Origin of the sequence: Pseudomonas sp. NFACC08-1 (genome assembly GCF_900106735.1) — a bacterium.
Classification (GTDB): domain Bacteria; phylum Pseudomonadota; class Gammaproteobacteria; order Pseudomonadales; family Pseudomonadaceae; genus Aquipseudomonas; species Aquipseudomonas fluorescens_Q.
The window spans coordinates 98,120-108,709 of the sequence record NZ_FNNL01000019.1 but is presented as its reverse complement, the minus strand read 5'-3'; the positions used below and the strand labels follow the sequence as shown (position 1 = coordinate 108,709).

Below are 10,590 nucleotides of genomic sequence, written 5' to 3'. Positions count from 1 at the left end.
CAACTTCAACCACTTGCGCTTCCGATCTCTCGTTAGCGGGAGGCGAATTCTACAGCGTTACTCGCTGCTGTCAACACCTCTTTTTCACCGCTTTCGACCGAGAAGATCGAACCGCCGATAGAGCCAAACAACACCGCTCCACCTGCTCCTTCCGGGCTTCGATGAACTGAAGCCCCGCACCCTCGAAACCTACTTAACTCACTGAATCTCAAGGAGTTTTCCGTTTCGACTGCGCCGGAAGTGGGGCGAATTATAGACTTCCAGAATCTGCCGTCAACCCTTAATTACGCTTTTGTTGCAGAAGAGACTTTCCTACCCCGCAAACGCGGGATCCGGCGCATAACCGGCGGGACTCTTAGCATCAACAGTACAGCCCCTATAAAGGCGTATATCGCCCACTCCTTCAGATCTGCACGTACGATCCACAGCATATGCAGCAACCCAAGCCCCAGGATCAGATAAACCAGGCGATGCAATTTCTTCCAACGCATGCCAAGCCGCCGCTGACTGTAGCGATTGGATGTGACCGCCAACGCCAGCAGGCCGAGAAACCCAAGCGCCCCGACGATAATGTAAGGCCGCTTGCTCAACTCGACGCCCAACTGCGACCAGTCGAACCCCAATATGAACGCCGCATACCCACTCAAATGCAGCACCACATAAGCAAAGCACCACAACCCCAACTGCCGCCTGACCGCAATCCACCCCGCCCATCCCGTCAGCTTTTGCAGCGGCGTCATGCTCAAGGTGATCAACAACAGGATCAACGTGCCCAACCCGAGCCGATCCACCAGCACCTTGCCCGGGTCAGGACCCAGCGAGTTCATCAAGGCCTCGTAAAGCCAGAACAAGGGCCAGATCGCCGCCGCGATGAAGACGCCGACTCGCCAGACTGGAAAACGCATCAGTAGTCCTTCCTCAGGTCCATCCCTGCATATAAAGAAGCGACTTCATCCTGATAGCCGTTGAACATCAACGTATCGCGGACATTGGGACTGAATAGCCCGCTCGGTAAACGACGCTCATGCGCCTGGGTCCACCGCGGGTGATCGACCGTCGGATTGACGTTGGCATAAAAACCGTATTCGTCAGACGCAATGCTCTGCCAAGTCGTCTTCGGCTGCTCACTCACCAGACTGATACGCACGATGGACTTCACACTTTTGAAACCGTATTTCCATGGGACCACCAACCGCAGCGGCGCGCCGTTCTGGTTCGGCAACTCCCGCCCGTACATTCCCACCGCCAGAATGGCCAACGGGTTCATGGCCTCATCCAATCGCAAGCCTTCGACATACGGCCAGTCGATCAAGGCGAAACCTGAACGCTGCCCCGGCATGACCTTAGGATCCTGCAGGGTTTCGAAACGGATGTACTTGGCCTTGGAGGTCGGTTCGACCTGCTTGAGCAAGGCAGAGATGGGGAAGCCAATCCACGGAATGACCATCGACCAAGCCTCGACACAGCGCAATCGATAGATGCGCTCTTCCAGTTGATAAGGCTTCATGAAGTCTTCCAACCCGTAGCGTCCCGGCTTGCCCACCTCCCCGTCCACGACCACGCTCCAGGGCTCGGTCTTCAACGATCCTGCATTGGCTGCCGGGTCTCCCTTGTCAGTTCCGAATTCATAGAAGTTGTTGTAGTGGGTTGCGTCCTTGAACGGCGTGATGGGCTCATTCTTGACGGTGACCACGCCCCATTGGACTGAGGGCAGTTTCTCGGCAAACCAGGACGGCGCCTTGCCGGGCTCGACATCGGCATAACGCGCCGCATCGGCAGCACTGGCCCATTGAGGCAAGCCGCTGACGGCGAGACCAGCCAGGGACGCACCGAGCATTTGCCGACGGGATAGATAGAGGGATTCGGGCGTGACGTCCGATTCACGGCAGTCGGACGACTTGGGGATCTTGATCAGCATGACAACTCCGCAGTATTGGAGGGCAGGTGCACCAATAGACTGCGGAGTATGGGGGAAATTACATTAAGGCAACGTTTAGCGTCGGCGAAGACGCAACAAGTATTGCACCGGTCCGGAGGCGGCATAGCCCAGGAACACCAACAACAGGATACGCGGTGGATCACTGAACACCACTGCGAACACCAGCACCACCGCCAGAATCGCCACGAACGGCACACGGCCCTTCAGGTCGAGCTCCTTGAAGCTGTTGTATTTGATGTTGCTGACCATCAACATCCCGGCCGCCGCAACCAGCAACGCCACCAGGAACGACATTTTCGACCCCTGGATGCCGTAGTCGCTGAATGCCCAGACAACACCTGCCACGACACCCGCCGCGGCCGGACTGGCCAGGCCGATGAAGTAACGTTTGTCAGCCTTGCCAACCTGGGTGTTGAAACGCGCCAGGCGCAACGCCGCCCCCGCCACATAGATAAAGGCAACCATCCAGCCGACCTTGCCCATGTCTCCCAGCGCCCAGCCGAACGCCAGCAAGGCGGGAGCCACGCCAAAGGCGACCATGTCGGACAGTGAATCATACTCAGCGCCAAACGCACTCTGGGTATTGGTCATGCGGGCCACGCGCCCGTCCAGACCATCGAGCACCATGGCGACGAAGATCGCAATGGCGGCGAACGCGAAGTAACGGCTCGCCCCTGCGCCATCCCCAGCGCTCAAGGCAGCCTGGGCACTCATGGAGTTGATGATGGAATAGAAACCGGCGAACAGGTTCGCGGTGGTGAACAGGTTCGGCAATAGATAGATGCCACGATGCCGGACCTTACGGCCTTCAGCGTCATGGCCTTCTTCGACGTGTTCATCGATGGGTAGCAGGCTTTCGGCGTCAGGAGCCTGGTTTGGCTCGTCGGGACGTTCGCTCATGGACAATACCTTGCAACGGTGTGAAAAAATTCGACAGATGTCTGGGACGACGGTTCGGCCGCAAACGATGCAGCTTTATACCAGAAGCCACCGCCCAAACGAAAAAACGCGGCCAAGGCCGCGTTTTTCGACTCAAGTTCGCGACTTAGTTCTTGGCTTTGTCGACGATCTTGTTGGCGCTGATCCACGGCATCATCGAACGCAGTTGCTCGCCGATGATTTCGATACCGTGCGCAGCGTTGTTGCGACGCTTGGCGGTCATCGAAGGATAGCCGGTGGCGCCTTCGCTGATGAACATCTTGGCGTATTCGCCGTCCTGGATACGTTTCAGGGCGTTGCGCATGGCCTGACGGGATTCGGCGTTGATCACTTCCGGACCGGTCACGTACTCGCCGTACTCGGCGTTGTTGGAGATCGAGTAGTTCATGTTGGCGATACCGCCTTCGTACATGAGGTCAACGATCAGCTTCAGTTCGTGCAGGCACTCGAAGTAAGCCATTTCTGGCGCGTAGCCCGCTTCGACCAGGGTTTCGAAACCGGCCTTGACCAGTTCGACGGTACCGCCACACAGAACGGCTTGCTCGCCGAACAGGTCGGTTTCGGTCTCGTCCTTGAACGTGGTTTCGATGATGCCGGTACGACCGCCACCCACGCCAGCGGCGTAGGACAGAGCCACGTTCTTGGCATTGCCCGAAGCGTCCTGGTAGATCGCGATCAGGTCAGGGATACCGCCGCCTTTCACGAACTCGGAACGCACGGTGTGGCCCGGAGCCTTCGGCGCGATCATGATCACGTCGAGGTCGGCACGCGGCACGACCTGGTTGTAATGGATCGAGAAACCGTGGGAGAAGGCCAGGGTCGCGCCTTTCTTGATGTTCGGTTCGATTTCGTCGCGATACAGGGCGCCCTGGAACTCGTCCGGCGTCAGGATCATGACCAGGTCGGCAGCGGCAACGGCGGAAGCCACGTCAGCCACTTTCAGGCCATGGGCTTCTGCCTTGGCTACGGTGGCCGAGCCTTTGCGCAGGCCGACAGTCACGTCAACGCCGGAATCTTTCAGGTTGCACGCCTGGGCGTGACCTTGGGAACCGTAGCCGATGATGGCGACTTTCTTGCCCTGGATGATCGACAGGTCGCAGTCTTTATCGTAGAAAACTTTCATGAATTTCCCCTATATCCGGCCGCTCAGGCCATTCGCTAATTTGGTTTAGATGCTCAGTACTTTGTCGCCACGGGCAATCCCGGTGACGCCACTGCGTACGGTTTCCAGAATCGAGGCAGTGCCGATCGATTGAATGAAGCTGTCGAGCTTGTCGCTGGTACCGGTCAACTGAACGGTATAGACGCTGGCGCTGACATCGACGATCTGCCCACGATAAATATCGGTAGTACGCTTGATCTCGGCGCGCTGGGCGCCGGTGGCCTTGACCTTGACCAGCATCAGTTCACGCTCGATGTGAGCGCTTTCCGACAGGTCCACCAGCTTGACCACCTCGATCAGCTTGTTCAGGTTCTTGGTGATCTGCTCGATGATTTCATCGTGCCCCACGGTGGTCAGCGTCAGACGCGACAGGGTCGGGTCTTCGGTTGGCGCCACGGTCAGGCTTTCAATGTTGTAGTTGCGCTGCGAGAACAGGCCTACAACACGAGACAGCGCACCCGGTTCGTTTTCCAGAAGCAAGGAAATAATGTGTCGCATGATTAGGTACGCTCCGTCTTGCTCAGCCACATATCGCGCATGGAGCCGTCTTTGATCTGCATCGGGTAGACGTGCTCGCTGGTGTCGACCGCAATATCGATCACCACCAGGCGATCCTTCATGGCGAACGCTTCCTCCATCTTCGACTTCAAATCCTTCGATTCGGTGATGCGCACGCCAACGTGACCGTAGGCCTCTGCCAGCTTGACGAAATCAGGCAACGATTCCATGTACGAGTGCGAGTGACGGCTGCCGTAGCTCATGTCCTGCCACTGGCGAACCATCCCCAACACGCCGTTGTTCAGGATCACGATCTTCACCGGCAAACCGTATTGCAGGCAGGTGGACAGTTCCTGGATGTTCATCTGGATGCTGCCCTCGCCGGTGACGCAGGCGACATCAGCCTCTGGAAAGCTCAACTTGATGCCCATGGCCGCCGGGAAACCGAAGCCCATGGTGCCCAGGCCGCCGGAGTTGATCCAGCGATTGGGCTTGTCGAACTTGTAGTACTGCGCAGCGAACATCTGGTGCTGGCCCACGTCGGAGGTCACAAAGGCATCGCCCTTGGTCACTTCGCACAGGGTTTCGATCACGGTCTGCGGCTTGATCACACTGCCGTCACCCTTGTCATAAGGGAACAGGCCACGATCGCCGCGCCATTCATCGACCTGCTTCCACCAGCTGGCCACGGACTCCTTGTTTGGAACCTCGCCGATTTCCTTGAGGATGGCGACCATTTCGGTCAGCACGCTCTCTACAGGACCGACAATCGGCACGTCTGCCTTGATGGTCTTGGAGATGGACGCCGGGTCGATGTCGATGTGGATGATCTTGGCGTTCGGGCAGAATTTCGCCGGCCCATTGATAACGCGGTCGTCGAAACGTGCGCCAACCGCCAGGATGACATCGGCGTGGTGCATCGCCAGGTTGGCGGTGTAGCTGCCGTGCATGCCAAGCATACCGATGAACTGACGGTCGGTGCCAGGGAACGCGCCCAGGCCCATCAGCGTATTGGTGACCGGCAGGTTGAGCATTTTTGCCAGTTCAGTCAGCGGCGCGGAGCCACCGCCGAGGATCACGCCACCACCGGAGTACAGCACCGGGCGCTTGGCCGCCAGGAGCATTTCGGCTGCCTTGCGGATTTGTCCGGAGTGGCCGCGTACGGCCGGGCTGTAGGAACGCAGCTTGGCTTTTTTCGGGAAGATGTATTCGAACTTCTCGGCCGGGTTGGTCATGTCTTTCGGGACATCGACCACAACCGGGCCAGGACGACCGGATTCAGCCAGGTAGAAAGCCTTCTTCATGACTTCCGGGATCTCCGATGCGTGCTTGATCATGAAGCTGTGCTTCACGATCGGCCGGGAGATACCGATCATGTCGGTTTCCTGGAATGCATCGGTCCCCACCATGGTGCTGGGCACCTGGCCGGAAATGATCACCATCGGGATGGAGTCCATGTACGCGGTAGCGATACCGGTGATGGCGTTCGTGGCGCCTGGACCGGAAGTCACCAGTACCACGCCGGCCTTGCCGGTGGCACGGGCATAGCCGTCAGCCATATGGGTGGCCGCCTGCTCGTGACGAACCAGGATGTGGGTCACTTCCGGTTCTTTGAACAGGGCATCATAGACATGAAGAAGAGCACCACCGGGGTACCCGTAGATATATTTGACGCCTTCGTCACGCAAAAAGCGGACGAGCATCTCACCGCCAGATAAAAGCTCCACGTTGTTCACCTCTAAAACGCCAGAATACCGACCCACAAGAAAGGGACGGGTCTTAATAGGTTTACTTCTCGGCAGAGCATGAGCGACGGTGGTCGCCGACTACGTCAGCACTGACTGAGCAAGTATTGGGATCGTCCCAAGTGTTGCGGGCCTTTCCCACCCAGCGCGAGGTAACGCGTTGCGGGTGTAACAGGTCGGCGCGGATGTGCGCCTCATGATCTGCTGAGTGGGTCTGCTTCTGGCAGTCCCTCTACAGCGGACTTTGGATTCTTCTGTTTCGCCTCCTTCAAGTCAAGTCGTCTATGTGTTTTATTCGAAGTAAGCGCATGAGAACGCAAGAAAAAACCTTTAAACGGCAACTGTGTTAGCTTCAATTGCGCAACCCATGACAAGGAAACAGCATGCGAATGATCTTCTTGACGGCCAGCCTGCTGGTTGGCCTGAGCCCGATGTGCATGGCCGGCCAGGTCTACAAATGGGTGGACGCCCAGGGCGTTACCCACTTCGGCGCCCAGCCGCCGGAAGGCATGGAGGCCACGACGGTGATCAAGTCCGCCCCGCCGCCCGCCAAACCGGCGGCACCGCCGTCTGGCGGAGTCATTGGCGACCAAAAGGCCATCGACCAACAGGTCAAGAAACAGATTGCCGAGCAGGAAGCCCAACTAAAGGCGTTCTGCGAACAGGCGCGGACCAACCTGGCGCAATTGCAGAACAATCCCAGGGTACGTGAAGACGTGGAGGGGGAAATGCGCCGCCTCACCGATGAGGAGCGGCGCCTGCGGATCGACGAGACCCGCAAGCAAATCGAGGAGAACTGTCAGTAACGCCGGTCAGCCGGCGTTGCTGATCAACTGATCGAACTGCGCCAGCAGCCGCTGCAACTCGATGCCCTGCCCTGGCCGCTGGGCATAGACCATCTCGGCCATGGCAAGGATGCCCGAGGCGTTGGGCAGCGGCAGGTCGTTTTCCAGGATAGTTTTCATCCTGGGCAGGAAGATCCATTGCAGCCATTGCTCGAAGTCCAGGGTGTCGACCGCGAACGGCTCGACGCTGGCCAGCGCCTGCGCCGAAGGCGACACATCGCTCCACCAGCCCTGGACCCGCAGTTCCCGCTCGATCAACAGCAACTGATCGGCGATCCGAGGAAAACGCGTATCCATCAGAGCGAAACCTTGGCCTTCTGACGGGCCAATGCCGCGCCAGCGGAATCGCCCTGTTTCTCACGGGCCTGGGCGATCAATTCCCACAGGCTGGCCTGAAGTGCCGGACGACCACTGGAGAATGTCAGGCCACGACGGGCCAGCTGTTCGGCTTGCGGTGCGTCGCCCTGGGCCATGCGCACCTGGGCCAGGCGATAAAGCACCTGGGGTTCGCGCGGCGCGACACGCTGGGCGCGCTCCAGGCTGGAGGACGCACCGTTGAGGTCACCGCCGGCCTGTTGCTGTTGCGCGGTGGTCAGCAGGGCCAGGACCGGACCGTCGAGCTGCTCATCGGCGGACAGACCACCGGCTCCTGCCGACGGAATGCTGCTCGGCGTCGAAGGCATGCTGTAGCTGCCCTGATCGATCGGCGAGGTTTCGATTGGCCCGGGGGTGATCGGGCCCGGCGTGATCGGCATGCTGCTGATCGGCGCCGAGGTCGTCGCGCCGCCACCTGGCACCATCACGACGACACCGGTGTCGCCCTGCGGGATTGCCTGGACCTGGCCCTGCACCGGCCGCTTCACTGTCGTCTGACGGAAACCGCCGTTGGCCGAGACCCGCTCACTGTTGGAAACAGCGGTGCCGGAGTCAACGACCGGAATCGAACCACGTTGTACGGTAGAACAACCACTGAGCAAAGCCACGGCTGTTACCGCTGGAATCAACCACTTGTTCACTTGAAACCCTCTTTGCTTAATTCATCCAGTCCTTGACCCAATCCATCACCGATTCGGCGGGATTCGTGCCGCCACAGGCAGCACCAGGTGGCGGTTCGCTGCCGCGAATATACGGCATCTGCACAGCGCCCGGGCAATTGGCATCGGAGCCTTGCCCCGTGCGCGAATCGACCCACGCCTGGACGATGTTGTCCGGTTGCGGCATGTCCAGCGGCAGCGGGTCGGCCTTGCGCATGAAACTGGTCCAGACCTGCAGCGCGCCAGTGGCACCGGTGAATGGGGTCTTGCCGTTGTCATCACGTCCGAGCCAGACCACCGCCAGCAGGTCCTGGCTGAAGCCGGCGAACCAACTGTCGCGCGAGTCGTTACTGGTACCGGTCTTGCCCGCCAGGGTCAGGGTCCGGGGCAGCACGTTATAGACCGAACTGCCGGTGCCTTCACGCATGACCCGCTGCATCGCGCTCTGGATCAGGTAAATGGAGGCCGGATCGAAACGCTGCTGAATCTGGAACGGATAACGCTTGAGCGGCTCGCCATCGGCGGTCAGCACACTGCGGATCCCGCGCATCGGCGTATTGAAACCGCCGTTGGCCAGCGTCTGGTACATGGCCGCCACTTCGATCGGCGTAAGGCCACCGGCTCCCAACAACATCGACGGGAACGCCGGGAATTCGCGACTCACCCCCAGGCGCGCCAAGGTCTTGAGTACGTTCGGGACGCCGACCTCAAGTCCGAGGCGAGCCGTCGACAGGTTGTAGGAATGCGCCAGCCCCTGGTACAGGAACACCGTGCCGTGGGAGCGTCGATCATAGTTCTGCGGTTTCCAGACCTGGCCATCGGCCCCCTTGACCGAGAACGTCTCGTCCGACAGCCAACTGGTCAACGTGTATTGGCTCGGCTTTTCCAGGGCGGTGAGGTACACCGCTGGCTTGATCAGCGAGCCAATCGGGCGCACCGCATCCAGCGCCCGGTTGAAACCGGCGAAACTGGCCTGCCGGCTGCCGATCATGGCCTGGACTTCGCCGGTTTCCGGGTTGGTCACCACCATGGCCGCTTCGACTTCGTCGGCGCCCTTGCGCCCACCCAGTCGCTTGAAGGTGTCCTCGACCGAGGCTTCGGCCTTCATCTGCAGGATCGGGTCGAAACTGGTGAAGATACGCAGGCCTTCTTCGGTCAAGTCTTCGTCGCGGTAGTCTTCCCGCAGCTGACGCTTGACCAGGTCCATGAAACCGGGGAACGAACTGTCTGCCAGGCTGCCACGCTTGGTCACGCCTAACGGCATCTTTTTCGCCGCTTCGACTTGCTCGGCCGTCGCCACACCCTGTTGTTGCAGCAGGTCGAGCACCAGGTTGCGCCGCTCGAGGGCGCGTTCCGGATTACGACGCGGGTTATAGGAAGACGGTCCCTTGACCATGCCCACCAACAACGCCACCTGATGCAACTTGAGCTCGGACAGCGGCTGGCTGAAGAAGAACTGGCTGGCGAGGCCGAAACCGTGCACCGCCCGTTGACCGTCCTGGCCGATAAATACCTCGTTGAGGTACGCCTCCAGGATCTCCTGCTTGTCGTAGTGCAGCTCCAGCAACAACGCCATCATGGCTTCGGTGAGCTTGCGGGTCAGGCTGCGTTCGTTGGTCAGGTAGAAGTTCTTGACCAACTGTTGGGTCAGCGTGCTGCCGCCCTGGCGCATGTGGCCCGAGGAGGTATTGACCCAGACGGCCCGGGCAATCGACTTGGGCGAGACGCCGAAGTGATGGTAGAAGTCGCGGTCTTCGACGGCGATCAGCGTATCGAGCAGGAACGGCGGCACCTGGTCGATCTTGATCAGGATCCGATCTTCGAGGTTCTTGGGGTACAGGCCACCAATGAGCAGCGGCTCAAGACGCACCACCGACAGGCTTGCGTTTTTGGCCCCGGTCAGCGCAGCGACATAATCGCCGGAAAAACGCACCCGCACCGGTTGTGCCTGCTCCATGCCCTCATAGAACTGGAAGCCACGGGTATTGAGGTCGATGGTATTGCCATTGACCGAGGCCGCGCCCGGACCATTGGCCACGCTTTCACGGCGATAACCCAAGGCATCGAGCTCGGTCAGGAAATCATCCTTGCTCAGCTTTTGTCCGACGAACAGCTCCAACGGCCGGGCATAGACCTTGGCCGGAATGGTCCAGCGCTTGCCGGAGAACTTCTCCTGGACCACGGCATCGAGATAGACCGCAAAACCGGCGAGCACGACGAGGCCCACCAGGCTGAGTTTAAGGGCCCAGCCCAGCCAGGGCCGCAGGCGGCTGGCGGGTGGTTTCTTGGGGGTACGGGGGGATCGGGTACGAGTCATGGCGGCGGATTATACGCACTTTGTCGGGGTTCAACATGAGCCCTCCACGCGGTTTGCGTTAGCGCGGCTTGCGGCCATAATGACGGCCTGAATTTTTCCAGTCTATGAAGG

General features: G+C 59.7%; 10 protein-coding genes. 1 reads left to right on the top strand and 9 read right to left on the bottom strand.

Annotated elements, in window-relative coordinates:
* Positions 1-284 precede the first annotated feature (284 nt).
* The 6 genes from msrQ to BLU76_RS27885 all read right to left on the bottom strand — a co-directional run bounded on the left by msrQ (position 285) and on the right by BLU76_RS27885 (position 6,265).
* Positions 285-905: a protein-methionine-sulfoxide reductase heme-binding subunit MsrQ gene (msrQ, locus tag BLU76_RS27910; RefSeq protein WP_072346055.1), complete on the bottom strand. Its 621-nt coding sequence runs from the start codon at positions 903-905 to the stop codon at positions 285-287.
* Positions 905-1,918, bottom strand: a complete 1,014-nt coding sequence (gene msrP, locus BLU76_RS27905) for a protein-methionine-sulfoxide reductase catalytic subunit MsrP (RefSeq protein ID WP_063324360.1) — start codon at positions 1,916-1,918, stop codon at positions 905-907. Before msrP ends, msrQ begins: the two co-directional genes overlap by 1 nt.
* 75 nt (positions 1,919-1,993) lie before the next feature.
* Positions 1,994-2,839, bottom strand: a complete 846-nt coding sequence (gene pssA, locus BLU76_RS27900) for a CDP-diacylglycerol--serine O-phosphatidyltransferase (RefSeq protein WP_063324359.1) — start codon at positions 2,837-2,839, stop codon at positions 1,994-1,996.
* A gap of 145 nt (positions 2,840-2,984) precedes the next feature.
* Positions 2,985-4,001: a ketol-acid reductoisomerase gene (ilvC, locus tag BLU76_RS27895; protein WP_024779611.1), complete on the bottom strand. Its 1,017-nt coding sequence runs from the start codon at positions 3,999-4,001 to the stop codon at positions 2,985-2,987.
* Positions 4,002-4,046: 45 nt separating this feature from the next.
* Positions 4,047-4,538: an acetolactate synthase small subunit gene (gene ilvN, locus BLU76_RS27890; RefSeq protein ID WP_003205610.1), complete on the bottom strand. Its 492-nt coding sequence runs from the start codon at positions 4,536-4,538 to the stop codon at positions 4,047-4,049.
* 2 nt (positions 4,539-4,540) lie between these two features.
* Positions 4,541-6,265, bottom strand: a complete 1,725-nt coding sequence (locus BLU76_RS27885) for an acetolactate synthase 3 large subunit (RefSeq protein ID WP_003205612.1) — start codon at positions 6,263-6,265, stop codon at positions 4,541-4,543.
* A 401-nt stretch (positions 6,266-6,666) separates the two neighbouring features.
* On the opposite strand from BLU76_RS27885, the gene BLU76_RS27880 reads away from it, so the two are divergent.
* On the top strand, positions 6,667-7,089 hold the full coding sequence (locus tag BLU76_RS27880; RefSeq protein ID WP_170867328.1) for a DUF4124 domain-containing protein: 423 nt from the start codon (positions 6,667-6,669) through the stop codon (positions 7,087-7,089).
* Positions 7,090-7,095: 6 nt separating this feature from the next.
* Here the strand turns inward: BLU76_RS27880 and BLU76_RS27875 are convergent, their stop codons facing one another.
* The 3 genes from BLU76_RS27875 to mrcB are packed head-to-tail and all read right to left on the bottom strand — an operon-like array spanning position 7,096 to position 10,479.
* Positions 7,096-7,425, bottom strand: coding sequence for a YqcC family protein (locus tag BLU76_RS27875; protein WP_072346057.1), 330 nt, complete (start codon positions 7,423-7,425; stop codon positions 7,096-7,098).
* Positions 7,425-8,144, bottom strand: coding sequence for a tetratricopeptide repeat protein (locus BLU76_RS27870; protein WP_092225329.1), 720 nt, complete (start codon positions 8,142-8,144; stop codon positions 7,425-7,427). Before BLU76_RS27870 ends, BLU76_RS27875 begins: the two co-directional genes overlap by 1 nt.
* A gap of 16 nt (positions 8,145-8,160) precedes the next feature.
* The gene (gene mrcB, locus BLU76_RS27865) at positions 8,161-10,479 is read right to left on the bottom strand and encodes a penicillin-binding protein 1B (protein ID WP_092225323.1); all 2,319 of its coding nucleotides are present in this window, start codon (positions 10,477-10,479) and stop codon (positions 8,161-8,163) included.
* Positions 10,480-10,590 lie beyond the last annotated feature (111 nt).

Excerpts from the sequence above, each read along its gene's own strand:
- BLU76_RS27875 (WP_072346057.1), bottom strand. The coding sequence starts at position 7,425 with ATGGATACGCGTTTTCCTCGGATCGCCGATCAGTTGCTGTTGATCGAG.
- ilvN (WP_003205610.1), bottom strand. The coding sequence starts at position 4,538 with ATGCGACACATTATTTCCTTGCTTCTGGAAAACGAACCGGGTGCGCTG.
- ilvC (WP_024779611.1), bottom strand. The coding sequence starts at position 4,001 with ATGAAAGTTTTCTACGATAAAGACTGCGACCTGTCGATCATCCAGGGC.
- BLU76_RS27880 (WP_170867328.1), top strand. The coding sequence starts at position 6,667 with ATGCGAATGATCTTCTTGACGGCCAGCCTGCTGGTTGGCCTGAGCCCG.
- pssA (WP_063324359.1), bottom strand. The coding sequence starts at position 2,839 with ATGAGCGAACGTCCCGACGAGCCAAACCAGGCTCCTGACGCCGAAAGC.
- msrP (WP_063324360.1), bottom strand. The coding sequence starts at position 1,918 with ATGCTGATCAAGATCCCCAAGTCGTCCGACTGCCGTGAATCGGACGTC.
- mrcB (WP_092225323.1), bottom strand. The coding sequence starts at position 10,479 with ATGACTCGTACCCGATCCCCCCGTACCCCCAAGAAACCACCCGCCAGC.
- msrQ (WP_072346055.1), bottom strand. The coding sequence starts at position 905 with ATGCGTTTTCCAGTCTGGCGAGTCGGCGTCTTCATCGCGGCGGCGATC.